The organism is Streptomyces sp. NPDC020965 (assembly GCF_044333555.1).
GTDB lineage: Bacteria > Actinomycetota > Actinomycetes > Streptomycetales > Streptomycetaceae > Streptomyces.
In genome coordinates this window covers 267,297-286,164 of sequence record NZ_JBIRRE010000011.1, presented here as the reverse complement: position 1 = coordinate 286,164, position 18,868 = coordinate 267,297, and the positions used below count along the sequence as shown (strand labels likewise).

Here is an 18,868-nt window from a genome sequence, read left to right as displayed (position 1 = left end):
TCATGTCCTCGAACCGGTCGACGCCGTCGCTCTCCTCGGTGGTCCGTTCCGGCGCGGTGGCCAGTTCGAGGAGTGCGTCGAGGAGTCCGGTCTCGCGCATCCGGCTGAGCGGGATGGTGCGCAGGGTGGCCCAGGTGGCGGCTTCCTCCGCGCTCTGCGGCGGGGGCTCGGCGCCCGCGCCGAAGAGCCGGGTCGCCAGATAGCGGGCGAGTGCGGCGAAGTGGGATGGTCGAAGACGAGGGTGGTCGGGAGCTTGAGGCCGGTGAGGGCGGAGAGGCGGTTGCGCAGGGTGATCACGGTGAGGGAGTCGAAGCCGAGGTCCTTGAACGGCCGGTCCAGGTGCATCTCGGCGGCCGATCCATGGCCGAGTGCCACGGCGGCCTCGCGCTGCACCCGGTCGACGAGGAGCCGCTGCCGCTCGGTGTCGTCGGCGGCGCCGAGCCGTCGTACGAGTTCGGTGTCGGCGCCGTCGTCGGCCGCCTTGTCCGAACCGGCCAGCGCCTGGCGGGCCTCGGCGACGCCGAGGATGAGCGGCCGTTCCCGCAGGGCGGTGTAGGCCGGGGCGAACGCCTGCCAGCCGATATCGGCGACGATCAGATCGCCGTCCTGGCGGGTGACCGTGTCGGCGAGCGCGCCGATGGCGATCTCGGGGTCCATCCGGTGGAATCCGAGCTGTCGCAGGACCGCGCCGGAGTTCTCGTCCACCATGCCGCCACCGCCCCAGGAACCCCAGGCGATCGACATCACGGGCACGCCGGCGGCGCGCCGTTCGGCGGCGAAGGAGTCGAGGAAGGCATTGGCCGCGGCGTAGGGGACCCGGCCGGTGTCGCCGAGGGTGCCGGTGATCGAGGAGAAGAGGACGAACGCGTCGAGTGCCGGCCGCCGGTCCTCGACCAGCGCGGCGAGATGGCGCGCGCCGTCGACCTTGGATCCGAGGACGGCGGCGAGTTCATCGGCGGTCAGCTCTTCGCAGGAGACCTCCCGGCCGTTGGTGCCGGCCGCGTGCAGGATGGCGCGGACCGGGGGGCCATCGGCGGTGATCTTCGCGTAGAGGGTGGTGAGCGCCTCCCGGTCGGTGAGGTCGCAGGCGGCGATGACGGCCTCGGCGCCGAGGTCGAAGAGTTCGTCGCGGAGTTCGGCCATGCCGTCGGCGGCGTCACCGCGCCTGCTGATCAGCACGATCCGTTCGGCGCCGGACCGGGCGGCCCAGCGGGCGAGATGGCCGCCGAGTGCTCCGGTGCCCCCGGTGATCATCACGGTGTCCCGGGGCTGCCAGGGGGTCGCCGGGCCGTCCGCGGGAGCGCGAACCAGTCGCCGGGCCGCCATCCCGCTCGGCCTGATGGCGATCTGTTCCTCGCCGGTCGTGCCGGTGAGAGCAGCGCAGAGCAGTTCGGCTCCCTGTCGGTCGAGTTCGGCGGGCAGGTCGATCAGCCCGCCGCGCCCGCTGGGCTGTTCCAGTCCGAGGACCGCTCCCGCGCCCCAGATCAGTGCCTGTGTGGGGTGGCGCGGCGGGTCATCGGGCCCGGTGCCGACCGCGCCCGATGTGACGACCCAGAGCGGGGCCTCGCTCCGTAGCCCGGTCAGTGCCCGGACGGTGTCCAGCCACTGTCCGAGTCCGGTGGCTATCACCCCGTGTACGGGGTCGGGGGTCTCATCGAGGCCGGTGAGGCAGACCACGCCCGCCAGTGGTTCCGCGCCCACGGCGGCCCGGAGGAGTTCGGCCAGCGGGGTGGAGCCGGGGCCGCCGACCGGCAGGTCGACCACGGCGGCACCGGCCGCCGTCAGGGCCCGTGCCGTATCGGCGATCAGGCCGTGGCCGTGGGACTCGGGGCGCACCAGCAGCCATCTGCCGTCGAGTGCGGGGGTGTTCGCGGGGCGCAGCGGTACCCAGTCGGTGCGGTACCGCCAGCCGTCGAGGGTGGAGCGGGCCTGGCGTTCGCCGTGCCAGCGGGAGAGCGCGGGCAGCACCGGTGCCAGTTCCTGGCGGTCAAGACCGATCCTGGTGGCGAGGGCGTCGATGTCCTGCCGCTGGACCGCGTTCCAGAACTCGGTCTCCTGGGGATCGGCCACCGCCGTCCTCGCCAGTTCGTCCAGTTCGGGCCAGAACCGCTGGCGCTGGAAGGCGTACGAAGGGAGTTCGACGGGGCGCGCCGTGGTGCCGTCGAAGGCGCGCGGCCAGTCGACGGCGGCACCGGCCGCGTACGCCTCGCCGACGGAGCGGAGGAAGCGGCCGAGCCCGCCGTCGCCTCGGCGCAGGGAGCCGACGGCGACGACGTCGTCCCGGTCGGCGAGGGTCTCCTCGATCGCTCCGGTGAGCACCGGGTGCGCGCTGACCTCGATCATCGGTCCGAAGCCCTGTTCCGCGAGGGCTTGGACGGAGTCGGCGAACCGGACCGGTCGGCGCAGGTTCTGGAACCAGTACCCGGCGTCGAGCGGGAGGGTGTCGTCGGCCCAGTCGGCGGTGACGGTGGAGAGGAACGGCACGGCGGGCGCGGTGGGGACGATCGGTCCGAGGACGTCGGCCAGCCGGTCTTCCAGTTCGTCGGCGTGTGGGGAGTGCGAGGCGTAGTTGATCGGCACCCATTTGGTACGGATGCCCTGGGCGCGGCACTCGCTGATCAGCTCTTCCAGCGCGTCCCGGTCGCCGGAGACCACGACGGCCCGGGGGCTGTTCACGGCGCCGGTGTGGAGGCGGCCCGGATAGCGGCGGAGCATCTCCTCGATGTTTTCGGGCGAGGATTCGACGGAGACCAGTCCGCCGCGTCCGGCCAGTGCGGTGACCTCCCGGCCGCGCAGGCAGACGACACGGGCGGCGTCGCGGAGCGAGAGTGCGCCCGCGAAGCAGGCCGCGGCCATCTCGCCCTGCGAGTGGCCGACGACGGCGGCCGGTTCGACTCCGTACGACCGCCAGAGCGCGGCGAGCGAGAGGGTGACGGCGAAGGTGGCGGGCTGGACGACATCGTCGCCTTCGAGGCCGGGTGCGCCGGGTGCGCGGCGCAGCACATCGGTGATCGACCAGTCGACGAACTCGGCGAGTGCGGTTTCGCAGCGGGCGATCTCGGCGGCGAAGACCGGTGCGGAGTCGATGAGTTCGGCCGCCATGCCGGCCCACTGGGAGCCTTGGCCGGGGAAGACGAACACGCTCTTGCTCACTGGCTGGGCGACGCCTTCGACCAGGTTGCCGGCCGGTTCGCCGGTGGCGAGGGCGCGGAGTCCGGCGAGCAGTTCGGCCCGGTCGGAGCCGACGGTGACCGCGCGGTGGTCGAAGGTGGACCGGGTGGTGACGAGGGAGAGACCGATATCGGCCGGGTCGTGGGTCTCCGCGGTCGGGAGGAGGCGCGCGGCCTGGGCGCGGAGGGCGGGGACGGTCGGGGCGGACAGGGCCCAGGCGAGCGTGGTGGTGGGCGTGGCGGTGGCGGTGGCGGGGGTGGCCGGCTCGGGAGTGGCGGGCGTGGCGGCCTCGGTCTCGGTCTCGGTCTCGGTCTCGGTCGGGACTTCAACGGCTGTCGACGCGGGCGGGACGGCCGGTGTGCCGGAGGTGGCCGGTGTGCCGGAGGTCGCGGGCGCGTCGGGGCCGGTCGGCGCCTCGGGGGTCGTGGGCGCGTCGGGGCCGGTCGGCTGTTCCAGCACCACATGCGCGTTGGTGCCGCTGATGCCGAACGACGATACGGCCGCCCGGCGTGGCCGCCCGGTGGCCGGCCACTCCTGGTTCTCCGCGAGCAGCCGGACCGCGCCCGCCTCCCAGTCCACCCGGGACGAGGGGGCGTCCAGATGCAGGATGCCCGGCAGTACGCCGTGGCGCATCGCCATGACGGTCTTGATGACGCCGGCGACACCGGCCGCCGCCTGGGTGTGGCCGATGTTCGACTTGAGCGCGCCGACCAGCAGCGGTACGTCGTCCCGGCGGTTCTGCCCGTAGGTCTCGATCAGCGCCTGTGCCTCGATCGGGTCGCCCAGCGGTGTGCCCGTGCCGTGGGCCTCCACCGTGTCGACCTCGGCGGCGTCGAGTCCGGCGCTCGCCAGGGCCTGGCGGATCACCCGCTGCTGCGAAGGACCGTTGGGCGCGGTCAGACCGTTGGACGCGCCGTCGGAGTTGACCGCCGATCCTCGGATGACACCCAGCACCCGGTGCCCGTTGCGCCGGGCGTCCGACAACCGCTCCAGGAGCAGCAGGCCGACCCCCTCGCCCCAACCGGTGCCGTCGGCAGCCTCCGCGAACGGCTTGCAGCGGCCGTCGGCCGCGAGCCCGCGCTGACGGCTGAACTCCTGGAAGACGGTGGGGGTGGACATCACGGTCGCACCGCCGGCGACGGCCAGGGTGCACTCGCCGGAGCGGAGCGCGTTGGTCGCCCAGTGCACGGCCACGAGGGAGGAGGAGCAGGCGGTGTCGACGGTGACGGCCGGGCCCTCAAGTCCGTAGGTGTAGGCGATCCGGCCGGACGCGATGCTGGCGGCCGTGCCGTTGCCGAGATGGCCTTCGAGGTCGTGCTCCCGGCCTTGCAGCAGGATCGGGTAGTCGGTGTACATCAGACCGACGAACACACCGGTCCTGCTGCCCTTCAGCGAGCGCGCGGGGATACCGGCGCGCTCGAACAGCTCCCAGGACGACTCCAGGAGCAGCCGCTGCTGGGGGTCCATGGCGAGCGCCTCGCGCGGCGAGACGCCGAAGAGGGTGGGGTCGAAGAGATCGGCGCCGTCGAGGAAGCCGCCCTCGTCGACATAGCTGGTGCCGGGGCGTTCCGGGTCCGGGTGGAGGAGCGCGCCGAGGTCCCAGCCCCGGTCGTGGGGCATCGGCACGACGGCGTCGTCGCCACGGGTCACCAGGTCCCAGAGCTGTTCCGGCGATTCGACACCACCGGGCAGCCGGCAGGCCATGCCGACGATCGCGATCGGCTCGTCGGACGCGGCGGGGGCGGCCGGTACGAGGGCGTTCCGGGCGCCGCGTAAGGCCGAGGTCCCGTCGGTGGAGAGCGACTCCAGATGGCGGGCGAGCGCGGCGGGGGTGGGATGGTCGAAGATCACTGAGGCGGGCAGCCGTACCGCGGTCTCCTCGCTGAGCCGGTTGCGCAGTTCGACCGCCATCAGCGAGTCGAAGCCCAGTTCGGAGAACGCCTTGTCGGCGTCGACCGCGTTGCCCGACGCGTACCGCAGGACGGCCGCGACCCGGGCGCGGACCAGGTCGATCATCGTGCCCCGCCGGGCGGTGGCCGGCGGCCGGGACGACCGCTTCCGGACGAGTCCGCGCAGCAGTGCGGGCAGCAGGTGGTCGGCCTGCTTGCGCAGGGTGGCGAGGTCGAGCGCGGTGGCTACCAGGTTGGCCTCGGGTCGCCGCAGCGCGGTGTCGAAGAGCGCGAGCCCGTCCGGGCCGCTCAGGCTGAGCACGCCGATGCTGCCCGCACGCGCCAGATCGGCGTCGGTCAGACCGCCGATCATTCCGTCGTCGCCCTCCCACAGACCCCATGCCAGGGAGAGTCCCGGGAGTCCGGCCCGGCGGCGGCGCTCGGCGAGGGCGTCGAGATAGGCGTTGGCGGCGGCGTAGTTGCCCTGCCCGGGGCCGCCGAAGGTGCCGGCCGCCGAGGCGAAGAGGATGAAGGCGGACAGCTCCGCTCCGCTGGTCAGCTCGTGCAGATTGACCGCGCCGGCGACCTTGGGGGCCAGTACGGTGTCGATCCGGCCGGGTGTCAGGGACTGGATGATGCCGTCGTCGATGGTGCCGGCCAGATGGATGACGGCGGTCAGCGGGTGTTCCGGGGCGACCGAGGCGAGCGCGGCGGCCAGGGCTGTGCGGTCGGCCGCGTCGCAGGCGATGAGGGAGACATCGGCGTCGAGTCCGAGGAGTTCACCGGCTGCGTCGGCGTCCGGGCCCGACCGGCTGAGCAGCAGCAGGTGGCGGACGCCGTGTTCGGCGACCAGATGCCGGCAGAGGGCGCGGCCGAGCTGCCCGGTGGCACCGGTGACCAGAACGGTGCCCTCGGGGTCGAAGGCGGTTGCCGTCTCCGAGTCCGTGCCGGTGCCGGTGTCAGTTTCCGTGCCGGTATCGGTGTCCGTGCCGGTGTCGGTGCCGGTATCGGTGTCCCTGCCGGTGTCAGTGGCGTCGGTGACCGTGGTTGCCGGGGGTACGAGAGTTCCCGAGCCGGTGGTTCCGGTCGAGCGACCGGTGTCGGTCGGGCCGGTGATGGTAGCCGGGCCAGCGGTGCCGGTCGGGCCGCTGGTCGCGTCGGTCGCGGGGACGCGTACCAGCCGGGGCCCGTACCAGCGCCCGTCCCTGACCGTGAGCTGCCGCTCGTCGTACGCGACGATCCGCGCGGGCACATCCGCCAGCGCCTCGCTGTCCGGGGCGTCCGGGGCGACGTCCAGCAGGACGAACCGGTCGGGGTTCTCCGACTGCGCCGACCGGACCAGCCCCTGGACGGCGGCGGCGACCGGATCGAGGTCTCCGCTCTCCCCCGGCAGCCGTACCGCGCCGCGGGTGCGCAGGACGAGCCGGGTGTCCTCGTCCATCGGTTCGGCGAGCCGGGTGTGGAGCACGGCGAGGGTACGGTGCAGCGCCTCCCGCACCGCGTCGTGCGGGTCCTCCGGGAGGGGCCCGCCGCCCGGCAGGTCCACCACCTCCAGGGGCGGTTCCGGCTCCGCGCCGGCGTCGGCGGCCAGGCCGGAGACCTCCTGCCACTCGACCCGGAACAGCGTGTCGCGCAGCCGTGCGGGCCGGCGCCCGGCGGCCGGCGCGCCGTCCGTCGCGAGGGGGCGCAGCAGCAGCGAGTCCACGGAGACCACGGGGTTGCCGTCGCCGTCGGTGGCGGTCAGGCTCAGGGTCCGCTCGGAGGGCCGCCCGATGGTGACCCGCAGTGCGGTGGCGCCCGGGGCGTGCACGGCGACACCGGACCAGGTGAAGGGCACCGAGCCGGCCGCGGCCTCCTCGTCCAGGGCGGCCGCGTGCAGCGCGGCGTCGAGGAGCGCGGGGTGCAGTTGGAAGCGCTCGGCGTCCACGTGGTGCGTCTCGGGCAGTTCGATCTCGGCGTGGATCTCGTCGTCCAGCCGCCAGGCGGCGCGCAGTCCGCGGAAGAGCGGCCCGTACCGCAGTCCGGCGGCGGCGAGGTCGTCGTAGAGGTGCTCGGTGTCGAGGGGGGCGGCGCCCGGCGGGGGCCATTCGATGGGCCCGTACGCCTCGTCCCCGGTCGGCTCGGCGGCGGTCAGGGTGCCGGTGAAGTGCCGGGTCCAGGGCAGGTCAGCGCCGTCGGCCGCGGCGGGCCGGGAGTAGCCGGTGACGGGCCGTTCGCCGAGGTCGTCGGCGGCGCCGATGACGACCTGGAGGGTGACCCGGTCGGGTTCGGCGAGGGTGAGCGGTTCGGCCAGCACCAGTTCGTCGACCCGGGGGCAGCCGATCTGCGCGCCGGCGCGGAGCGCGAGTTCCAGGAAGGCCGTACCGGGGACGAGGACACGGTCCCCGACCCGGTGGTCGGTGAGCCAGGTGTGTGTACGGGTGGCCAGTTCGCCGCCGAAGACGAATCCGTCCGCGTCGGCGCGCTCCATCCGGACGCCGAGGATCGAGTGCCCGGCCGCCATGTCGTACCGGGAGACGGGTGCGTCGAGCCAGAACCTGCGGTGCTGGAAGGCGAAGGTGGGGAGTTCGACGGGGCGGGCGCCGGTGCCGTCGTAGAAGGCCGGCCAGTCCACGTCGACGCCGCCGGTCCAGAGGCGGGCGAGCGACCGTACCAGCGTCTCGGTCTCGGGGGCGCTCCGGCGCGACAGGGGCTGGACGAGGCAGTGGCCGGGGACCTCGTCGGCGACGGCGGCGGAGAGCGGCCCGTCGGGTCCGATCTCGACGAAGCGGGCCGTGCCGAGGGCCCGAAGCGTGCCGATGCCGTCGGCGAAGCGGACGGTGTCGCGGACGTGCCGCACCCAGTGGTCGGCGGTGAACTCCTCGACGAACCGGCCGGTCAGATTGGACACCACGGGAATCCGGGGCTTGTGGTAGTCGATCGAGTCGGCGACGGCGCGGAAGTCGCGCAGCATCGGGTCCATGTGGTGGGAGTGGAAGGCGTGGCTGACGGTGAGCCGTCGGGAGCCCGCGTCGGTGAACCGGGCCGCGACCCGGAGCACCGCGTCCTCGTCGCCGGAGAGGACCACGGAGCCCGCCGCGTTGATCGCGGCGATCGAGACCCCGTCCCCGAGCAGCGGTCCGACCTCGTCCTCGGTGGCGCGCACGGCGACCATGGCGCCGTGGTCCGGCAGTGACTGCATCAGCCGGCCACGGGCCGCGACCAGTCGGCAGGCGTCCGGCAGGGTGAGCACCCCGGCCGCGTGGGCTGCGGCGAGTTCGCCGATGGAGTGGCCGATGAGGTGGTCGGGGGTGACGCCCCACGATTCGAGCAGCCGGAAGAGCGCGACCTCGAAGGCGAAGAGCGCGGGCTGGGTGTACTCGGTGCGGTCGAGCAGTCCGGTGTCCTCGAACATGACGGTACGGAGCGAGGGTCCCGGGCCGGTGCCGAACCGTTCGCAGATCTCGTCCAGGGCGCGCGCGAACACCGGGAAGGCGGCGTACAGTTCCCGGCCCATACCGGCGCGCTGGGCGCCCTGGCCGGTGAACATGAAGGCGAGCGGCCCGCCGATGACGCGTCCGCGCACGGGGCCCGTACCGTCCACGGCCAAGGCGGCGCCGTCGCCGGCGCCGATCGCCGTGAGCTGGGCGAGCAGTTCGTCGGAGGTGGTGCCGACGGCCACCGCGCGCTGTTCCAGCGGGGCGCGGGTGGTGGCCAGGGAGAGGCCGATGTCCACCGCCGGACGGCCGGAGACACCGGTGCGGAGCCGCCGCGCCTGGGCTGCGACCCCGTCCGGGGTCCGCGCGGAGACGGGCCAGGGCACGGCGGGCAGCGTACGGACCGTCGCGGCCGTTGGCGTCGGTGCCGTTGTCGTCGGGGCCGTCGCGGCCGTCGCGGCCGTTGGCGTCGCAGCCGTCGGAGCTGTTGCGGGGGCCGTTGTCGGGGCTGTTGTGGGGCCGCCCGGTTCGGTCTCCTCGGCGACCGGGGGCGCCTCTTCCAGGATCACATGTGCGTTGGTCCCGCTGACGCCGAACGCCGACACGCCCGCGCGCCTCGCCCGCCCCCGGTCGGGCCAGGGCTGAGCCGTCGTCAGCAGTTCCACGCCCCCCTCCGACCAGTCGACGTGCCGGGAGGGCCGGTCGATGTGGAGGGTCTTCGGCAGCGTCCCGTGTCGGATCGCCTGCACCATCTTGATCATTCCGGCGACGCCGGCGGCGGCCTGCGCATGGCCGATGTTCGACTTGAGCGAGCCGAGCCGGAGCGGCTCGCCGTCCGGGCGGTCCTGACCGTAGGTGGCGAGCAGCGCCTGCGCCTCGATCGGGTCACCGAGGGTCGTCCCCGTACCGTGCGCCTCGACCGCGTCCACATCGGACGGGGTCAGGCCCGCGTTGGCCAGCGCCTGTCGGATGACCCGCTGCTGGGCGGGGCCGTTCGGCGCGGTGAGGCCGCTGCTCGCGCCGTCCTGGTTGACGGCGGTGCCCCGGACCACGGCGAGCACCCGGTGGCCGTTGCGGCGGGCCTCCGAGAGCCGTTCCAGGACCAGCAGCCCGACGCCCTCGGACCAGCCGGTGCCGTCCGCGCCGTCGGCGAAGGACTTGCAGCGGCCGTCCGCCGAGAGTCCGCGGTGGCGGCTGAACTGGACGAAGGTGACCGGTGTGGACATCACCGTCACTCCGCCGGCGAGGGCCAGGGTGCACTCCCCCGCCCGCAGCGCCTGGCAGGCGAGGTGGACGGAGACCAGGGACGAGGAGCAGGCGGTGTCCAGGGTGACCGCCGGGCCCTCAAGGCCGAGGGTGTAGGCGACGCGGCCGGAGGCGATGCTCGGCGCGCTGCCGTTGCCGATATGGCCCTCCATACCGCGCGGGGGCTGGGGGATCCTGGTGGCGTAGTCGTTGTACATGACGCCGACGTACACACCGGTGCGGCTGCCCCGGACCGATGTCGGGCTGATACCGCTCCGCTCCAGCGCCTCCCAGGACGCCTCCAGCAGCAGCCGCTGCTGGGGGTCGGTGGCGAGCGCCTCGCGCGGGCTCATCCCGAACAGCTCCGGGTCGAACCGGCTCGCGTTGTGCAGGAAGCCGCCCTGGGTGGTGTAGCAGGTGCCGGGCTGGTCGGGGTCCGGGTCGTAGAGGGACTCCAGGTCCCAGCCCCGGTCGGTGGGGAAGCCGGAGACGGCGTCGCCGCCGTCCTCCAGCAGCCGCCACAGCTCTTCGGGAGACTCGATGTCACCGGGCAGCCGGCAGCTCATGCCGACGATCGCGATCGGCTCCGAACTCCTCGTCTCCAGATCCGACAGCTTCTGCCGGGTCCGGTGCAGGTCGGCACTGGCCCGCTTCAGATACTCGCGGAGCCGCTCCTCATTCATCGCTTCGCCCCTCGTCCGGACCTCGTCGCCTCTGGCACGACTCGCTCCCATTCCTCATGTCTGTGCACTCAGGTGTCCAGCTCGCTGTCGAGGAACTGGAAGATCTCGTCGTCTGTGGCCGACTCGAAGTGATCGATCGCCGAGGTCGTCGCGTCTGTGGTAGTTGTCGTTCCGCCGGTGTCCCCCGTGAGCTTGGACAGCAGGTCCCGCAACCGGTTCTCGACCCGGCCGCGCAAGGTGTCATCCGCAGCGGCGTCCGGCAGGTTGGCGCCCAGTTTGTCCAGTTCCACGAGGATCGGATTGAGGACGCGTTCGCCGTCGGACGGGAAGATCTCCCCGAGCCTGCCGGCGAGCGCGACGGGTGTCGGATAGTCGAACAGGACGGTCGCGGGCAGGGTCAGTCCGGTCTCCTTGCTGAGCCGGTTCCGCAGCTCGACGGCGCTGAGCGAGTCGAAACCCATGGCCAGGAAGCCCCGCTCGACATCGATCAGTTCGGCCGACTCGTAGGCGAGCACCAGCGCCGCCTGGTGGCGGACCAGCTCCAGCAGGGACCGCCCGCGCTCGGCGGCGGACATCGCGCCGAGCCGGTCGGCCGTGCCGGTGGTCCCACCGGAGGCCGACGCGGTGGCGGCGGCGGGCCGGGCCCGGCCACGGACCAGACCCCGCAGCAGGAAGGGCACTTCGTCGGCCCCGGCGAACTCGGCGAGCGACAGCCGCACCGGCACGAGGACCGCCTCGTCCAGGGTATGGGCGAGATCGAGCAGGTCGAGCCCCTCGGCCGAGGGCAGCGGGACGACCCCGCCGCGCGCGATCCGCGCCTGGTCCGCGGCGCCCAGCTTGCCCGTCATGGCGCTGAGGTCGGCCCACGGGCCCCAGTTGAGGGAGAGCGCCGCCAGTCCCTGGGCGCGGCGGTGGCTCGCGAGCGCGTCGAGGAAGGCGTTCCCGGCCGCGTACCCGGCCTGCCCGGCACCGCCGAACGTCGCCGCGAGGGACGAGAACAGCACGAACGCCGTCAACTCCCGTGAGCTGGTGAGCTCATGCAGGTGGTACGCGGCGTCGACCTTCGCGGCGAACACTCCGTCGATCCGCTCGGGGGTCAGCGAGGTGACGACGCCGTCGTCGACGATGCCCGCCGCGTGGAAGACGGCGGTCAGCGGATGTTCATCGGGTACGGAGTCGATGAGCCGGGCCAGCGCGGCGCGGTCGGCGACGTCGCAGGCGGCGAGGGTCACCTCCGCGGCGCCCAGGGCGAGGAGTTCGTCCCGCAGCGGACCCGCGCCGTCGGCGGCGGCCCCCCGGCGGCTCACCAGCAGCAGGCGCCGAACGCCGTGCTCGCCGACGAGATGGCGGGCGACGAGCCGGCCGAGGGTGCCGGTGGCGCCGGTGATGAGGGTGGTACCGGCCGGGTTCCAGCCGGCTGCGGCACGGGCGGGGCCGGTGGGGTGGTCGAGGTCGGTACGGGTGAGGTCGGTGGCGTGGTCGGTGTCTGTACGGGCGGGGTCGGCGGCCCCGGGTTCGGTACCGGCGCCTGGTTCCGTACGGACGGGATCGGCAGCACCGGCCCCGATACCGGCTGCATCGGCAGCCCCGGCCCCGGTACCGGCGGGATCGGCGGCCCCGGACAGGTCCAGGACCGTCTGGACCCGGGAGAGCCGGGCCAGCCGGACCACTCCGCCCCGTACCACCGTCTGCGGTTCGTCGTGCGCCACGGCCAGCGGTAGCGCGGCCAGGGACTCGGGGTCCGCGTCGAGGTCGATCAGGCCGAAGCGGCCCGGATTCTCCGAACTGGCCGCCCGGACCAGTCCGTGCACCGGGGCCCCGGCGAGGTCCGTCAGCTCCGTGTCTGCGTCGACCGCCAGCGCGCCCCGGGTGACGAAGACCAGCCGGGACTGGGCCAACCGCTCGTCGGAGAGCCAGCCCTGCACCCGTTCGAGCGCCCGGTGGGACGCCTCCCGGGCGGCGCGGGCCGGATCGCCCGACGGGGGCGGGTCGGCGACGATCACCCGGTCCGGTACGGGCGCGCCCGTCGTGATCGCGGCCAGGAGGTCGGGGAGCGCCGGGTACGTTTCGAGGCGCGCGGCGTCCGCGAGGGCCCGCGTCAGCCCGCCCGCCCCGCCCGGCTCGGCCAGCCCGTCCGGCCCGATGAGCGCCCAGTTCCGGCCGGCCGGCAGCGGCGCGGGCACGGCGGGCGTCCACTCCGTACGGAAGAGGGATTCGTGCGCCGTGCGGGCAGCGGGGCGGGTTCCCGGACCGCCGATCGGGCGGATCGCCAACGATTCGACGGAGGCGACCGGCTGGCCGGTGGCATCCCAGACCCGTACGGCCACGGCGTTCTCGCCGAGGTCGTCGAGCCTGACCCGCAGCCGGGACGCGCCGGCGCTGTGCAGGACCACGCCGCTCCAGGAGAACGGCATCACCCCCTGGCCGCCCGCGCTGCCGGGGGAGAGCGCGATGGTGTGCAGCGCCGCGTCCAGCAGGGCCGGGTGCAGACCGTACGCCGGTCCGTCCGCCCCCTCCGGCAGCGCCACCTCGGCGAAGACCTCGGTGCCGCGCAGCCAGGCGGCGGTCAGTCCCTGGAAGCCGGGGCCGTAGTCGGCGCCCGCCGCGGCGAGCCGTGGGTAGAAGCCGTCGAGGTCGACCGGTGTCGCGTCGGCCGGCGGCCACGCGCCCGGTTCCGCGGCCCCGGGCAGCCCGTCGGGGAGGAGGGTGCCGTCGGCGTGCCGCTGCCAGGGCTCGTCGTCCGGGGCGTTCGCGGGCCGGGAGTACATCTCCAGCGTGCGCGCTCCCGTACCGTCGTCGGCGCCCACCCGCACCTGGACCCGGACCGCGCCCCGCTCCGGCAGGACCAGCGGGGCCTGGAGGGTCAGTTCCTCGACCCGGGCGCAGCCGACCTGGTCGGCCGCCCGGACCGCGAGTTCGAGGAAGGCGGTACCGGGCAGCACAACGGCCCCGCCGATGGCGTGGTCGGCGAGCCACGGGTGCCGCTGGAGCGAGAGCTGGGCGGTGAAGAGGCAGCCGCCGTCAGCGAGTGCCAGCGCGGCGCCGAGCAGTGGATGGTCGGCCGGTTCGAGTCCGGCCGAGCGTACGTCGCCCTCCGGGGCCGGTGAGTCCAGCCAGTACCGCTGTCGTTCGAACGGGTAGGTGGGCAGCGGGGCGAGCCCGGCGCCGGGGTGGAACGCCGTCCAGTCGCAGGGCACGCCGTGGACGTGGAGCCGGGCCGCCGCGGTGAGGACCGACTCGGTCTCCCCGCGCCCGCGCCGCAGCGCGGGGACGATGACACCGGGCGCGCCGTCCTCCCGGCAGTCGGCGGCCGATGCGGCGAGGACCGCGTCGGGTCCCACTTCGAGGAAGCGGGTCACGCCGTCGGCGACGAGGGAGGCGATGCCGTCGGCGAACCGCACCGGCTCGCGGAGCTGTGCCACCCAGTAGGCGGGGGTGCGCAGTTCGTCGGCGGTCGCCCGGCGTCCGGTCACCCCGGACACCAGCGGGATCGTGGGAGGTGACAGTTCCACGGCGCCGACCGCCGCCGCGAACCGGTCCAACATCGGGTCCATATGCGGCGAGTGGAAGGCGTGGCTGACCCGCAGCCGCCGGGTCTTCCTGCCGAGTGCGGTGAAGTGGGCGGCGACCCGGTCGGCCTCGTCCTCGTCTCCGGAGACCACGGTCGCGCCCGGCGCGTTGACCGCGGCGACGCCGATCCGGTCCTCCCGGCCCGCGAGGAGGGGCCGTACCTCGTCCTCGGTGGCGGCGACGGCGACCATGGCGCCGCCGGGCGGCAGTTCCCGCATCAGCCGGCCCCGGATCACGACCAGTCGGCAGGCGTCGGCGAGGGTGAAGACCCCGGCCAGATGGGCGGCGGTGAGTTCGCCGATGGAGTGGCCGATCAGATGGTCGGGGGTGATGCCCCAGGATGCGAAGAGCCGGAAGAGCGCGACCTCGACCGCGAAGAGCGCGGGTTGGGTGTAGTCCGTACGGTCGAGGAGGGCGGCCTTCGGATCGTCTTCGGCGGCGAACACGAGATCGCGCAGGGGCAGGTCCAGTTCGAGGTCCAACCGGGCGCAGACGGCGTCGAACGCGTCCGCGTAGGCCGGGAAGGTCTGGTACAGCTCCCGGCCCATACCGAGGCGCTGGGCGCCCTGCCCGGAGAACATGAAGGCCGTCCGGCCGCCGCTGGCGACGCCGGTCGCGGATCGCGGCCCCTCGTGGCCCGCCAGCCAGTCGGTGAGCCGCTGGCGGAGTTCGTCGCGATCGGCGCCCCAGTGCACGGCGCGGTGGTCGAAGCGGGCGCGGTTGGCCAGGGTGTGGCCGATATCGGCGGGGTCGAGGGCGGGGCGGGCGTCGAGCGCGGCGAGCAGGTTACGGGTCTGCTCGGCGAGGGCGGCGGCGCTGCGGGCGGACAGGGTCCAGGGGAGCGGCGGCTGGGCGGCCGCCGGTTCGCCGTGGAACCGGCCGCCCCGGGTGAGGGAGTCGCCCGGGGCGGCCGGAGTCGGGGAGTTGGCGGAGCTGGGGGAGCTGGGGGAGCTGGGGGAGTCAAAGGAACCAGTGGAAGCGAAGGAGGCGAAGGAAGCGGTGGCGGCGGACGCGACGGTGGGTGCCAGGAGGGCCGGGTGCGCCGGGAGGGGCTGCTCGGCCGGCGCCTGTTCGATGATCATGTGGACGTTGGTGCCGCTCACCCCGAACGACGACACGCCCACCCGGTGCGGTGCGCCGTCGCCCGGCCAGGGCCGCTCCTCGGTGAGGAGTCGGACGGCCCCCGACGACCAGTCGATGTGCGGCGACGGCTCGGCGGCGTGCAGGGTGCGCGGCATGGTGTCGTTCCCCAGTGCCAGCAGCGCCTTGATCACACCGGCCATGCCGGACGCGGCCTGCGTATGGCCGATGTTCGACTTCACCGAACCCAGCCAGAGCGGCCGGTCGGCCGGTCGGTCCTGGCCGTAGGTCGCGAGCAGCGCCTCGGCCTCGATCGGGTCGCCCAGCGAGGTGCCGGTGCCGTGCGCCTCCACCATGTCGACGTCGGCGGTGGTCAGTCCCCCGTTGGCGAGGGCCTGGCGGATCAGCCGCTGCTGGGCCAGTCCGTTGGGCGCGGTCAGACCGTTGGACGCACCGTCCTGGTTGACGGCCGCGCCCCGGAGGATCCCGAGCACCGGGTGCCCCCGGCGGCGCGCCTCGGAGAGCCGCTCGACCAGCACCATGCCGATGCCCTCGGCCCAGCCGGTGCCGTCGGCGTCGGCGGAGAACGCCTTGCACCGCCCGTCCGGCGAGAGCGCGCCCTGCCGGCTGAACTCGACGAACATATCGGGCTTGGAGATGACGGTGACGCCACCCGCGAGCGCCATGGAGCACTCGCCGGAGCGCAGTGCCTGAGCGGCCAGGTTCAGCGCGACGAGCGCGGACGAGCAGGCGGTGTCCACGGTGACCGCCGGACCCTCAAGGCCGAAGGTGTAGGCCACCCGGCCGGAGGCGATGCTGCCCGCGCTGCCGGTGGCGAGCTGTCCCTCGAACTCTCCCGGCGCCCCGTCGGCCCGTGAGCCGTAGTCGGTGTAGTTGGCGCCGACGAAGACACCGACCGGGGTGCCCTTCACCGTCTCCGGGTCGATACCGGCGCGCTCGAACGCCTCCCACGACGTCTCCAGGAGCAGCCGGTGCTGGGGGTCGATGGCGGGTGCGACCCGGGGGGAGATGCCGAAGAAGACCGGGTCGAATTGGTCGGCGTCGGCGAGGAAGCCGCCTCCGGTGGTGTAGAAGGTGCCGCGGCGGTCCGGGTCGGGGTCGTACAGCCGGTCGAGGTCCCAGCCCCGGTCGGTGGGGAGGGGTGCGACGGCGTCGCCGCCGGTCGCCAGCAGCTCCCAGAACTCCTCGGGGGTGCTGACCCCGCCGGGGAACCGGCAGCTCATCGCGGTGATGGCGATGGGGTCGTCGGCTTCGGCCGGATCGCCGGCCGGGGTCTCGGGGACGGTGGCGGCCGTGGGCGTGTCGCCGAGGAGTTCACGGCCCAGATGCCGGGCGAGTCGGGTGGCGGTGGCATGGTCGAAGATCACGGTGACCGGCAGCCGCAGCCCGGTGATGTCGTTGAGCCGGTTCCGCAGTTCGACGGCGGTGAGCGAGTCGAAGCCGAGATCGCGCAGCGCCCGGTCCAGGTCGACCGCGTCGGGGCCCGGCAGTCCGAGGACGGCCGCCGCCTCGGTGCGTACGAGGGTCAGCAGGGCCTGTTCGCGCTCCAGCGGCGAGCGCGCGGCCAGGGTGGCGGCGAAGCCTTCCGCCGCCGGGGCCGTGGCGGCTTCGGCCGATGCCGCCGCCGCGATCTCGGGGAGTCCGTCGAGTACGCGTCCGGACCGGCCCGGGGTGCAGGTCGGTGCGAACAGCAGCCAGTCGACGTCCGCGACCGCGAGGCAGGTGAGTTCGTGGTCGAGGGCGTGCCGCAGGGCGGAGAGGGCCGTCGCCGGGTCCATCCGGCCCATGCCGGACCGGCGCAGCCGCTCGGTCATCGCGTCCCCGGCGAGCCCGCTGGCGAGTCCGTCGCCGTCCCAGGCGCCCCACGCCACCGAGGTGGCGGGGAGCCCCAGGGTGCGCCGTTCCTCGGCCAGGGCGTCGAGATAGGCGTTGCCCGCCGCGTAGCTGGCCTGTCCCGCGCCGCCGAGCGTCCCGGCGAGCGAGGAGAAGAGGACGAAGGCGTCGAGGTCGGCGCCGACGGTCAGTTCGTGCAGATGGCGGGCGGCGTCCACCTTGGCGCGCAGCACCGTCTCGGCCCGCTCCGGGGTGAGCGCGTCGATCAGGCAGTCGTCCAGCGCGGCCGCCGCGTGGACGACGGCGGTGAGCGGGCGTTCCTCGGGCACCGAGTCCAGCAGCCGGGCCAGGGCGTCCCGGTCGGCGACGTCGCAGGCGGCGATGGTGACGGTGGCGCCGAGCGCGGTGAGCCGAGCCGCCAGTTCACCGGCGCCGGGGGCACGCTCGCCGCGCCTGCCGGCGAGCAGCAGATGGGCGGCGCCGTTCTCGGCGAGCCAGGTGGCGACCCGCGCTCCGACCCCGCCGGTGCCGCCGGTGACGAGCACGGTGCCACTGGGCCGCCAGGCCCGTACGGGCACGGCGTCGGCCATCGGACGGCGGATCAGCCGGCGGGTGTGGAGACCGCTGGCGCGGACCGCCGTCTGGTCCTCACCGTCGGTTCCGGTCAGCGCGGAGACGAGCCGGTCGGCGGCGCGCGCGTCCGGGGCGACCGGCAGATCGACCAGGCCCCCGAACCGCCCCGGGTACTCCAGGGCGGCGATCCGGCCCAGGCCCCACAGCAGTGCGTGATCCGGGTCGATGGCGTGGTCGGACGGTCCGGTGGAGACGGCGCCCCGGGTCGCGCACCACAGGGGGGCGGTGATCCCGGTGTCGCCGAGCGCCTGGACGACGGCGACCGTGCCGTCGAAGGAGGCCCGGCCGTCGAGCGATCCGGTGGGGTCGAGCGCGAGGAGGGAGAGGACGCCCGTGTGCCCGGTCGCGGTGTGGCGCAGGAGTTCGGTGAGTTCGGCGCGGTCGGCCCCGTACACCTCGACCCGGTGCACCTCGGCGCCGCGCCCGGTGAGTGCCCGTTCGGCGAGGTCGGCCCATTCGTGGGTGGCGCTGGGGACGAGCAGCAGCCAGCGGTGGCCGTCGAGGCGGGCGGGGGCGCTCGGGGTGAGCGGCTGCCAGGTGATGCCGTACCGCCAGGAGTCGATCTCCCTGGTCTGGCGGCGCCGGCGCCGCCAGTCGGCGAGTACCGGTAGTAGCGACTGGATCGGCAACCGGAGGGGGAAGTCGTCGGCCGTGTCGAGGCCGAGGGTGGCGGCGAGGGCCGTCGTGTCGTCGTCCTCGACGGCCGCCCAGAAGTCGGCGTCGACGGCGTCGGTCGCCTCCTGGATCCCGTCGGCGGGGCGCTCGGCCAACCAGTAGCGCTCGCGCTGGAAGGCGTAGGTGGGGAGGTCCACGAGTCCGGTGTCGGGTCCCGGGAAGGCGGCGGTCCAGTCGACCTCCACTCCCCCGACCCAGAGTTCGGCCACCCCGGTCAGGAACCGGTCCAGACCGCCGTCGCGCCTGCGCAGCGAGCCGGTGACCGGTCCGGTTTCGGCACCGGACCGTTCCACGGTCTCCGCCACGGCCGTGGTGAGTACGGGGTGGGTGGAGGCTTCCACGAAGACGCCGTAGCCGTCGGCGGCGAGCCGTTCCACCGCGTCGGCGAAGCGGACCGGTTCCCGTAGGTTCCGGAACCAGTAGTCGGCGTCCATGGTCAGCGGATCGGCGAAGTCACCGGTCACGGTGGAGAGGATGGCCGTTCCGGCGGCCCGGGGTTCGATCCCGGCCAGTTCCGCCGTCAGCCGTTCGCGCAGTTCGTCCATGGCGGCCGAGTGGGAGGCGAAGTCCATGGCGACCCGGCGGGCCCTGACACCCGTGCGCTCGCACTCGGCGAGCACCTCATCGACCAGGGGCGCACTGCCCGAGACTG

General features: G+C 74.1%; 2 protein-coding genes (1 of these 2 running past the window's edge). Both read right to left on the bottom strand.

What is annotated here, in order from left to right; genetic code table 11:
* Positions 1 to 10,404 carry an SDR family NAD(P)-dependent oxidoreductase gene (locus tag ACH4S7_RS29990; protein WP_398524474.1) on the bottom strand — a complete coding sequence of 3,468 codons (10,404 nt, stop codon included), beginning with the start codon at positions 10,402 to 10,404 and terminating at the stop codon, positions 1 to 3.
* A gap of 68 nt (positions 10,405 to 10,472) precedes the next feature.
* Positions 10,473 to 18,868, bottom strand: the 3' portion of a protein-coding gene (locus ACH4S7_RS29985; protein ID WP_398524473.1) for a type I polyketide synthase. 6,892 nt of this gene lie beyond the right edge of the window; the window shows 8,396 of its 15,288 coding nt (coding positions 6,893-15,288); the start codon falls outside the window, past its right edge — the gene reads right to left on this strand; the stop codon is at positions 10,473 to 10,475.

What these genes read in the sequence shown, in the direction of transcription:
- ACH4S7_RS29990 (WP_398524474.1), bottom strand. Translation starts at nt 10,404, where the DNA reads ATGAATGAGGAGCGGCTCCGCGAGTATCTGAAGCGGGCCAGTGCCGAC.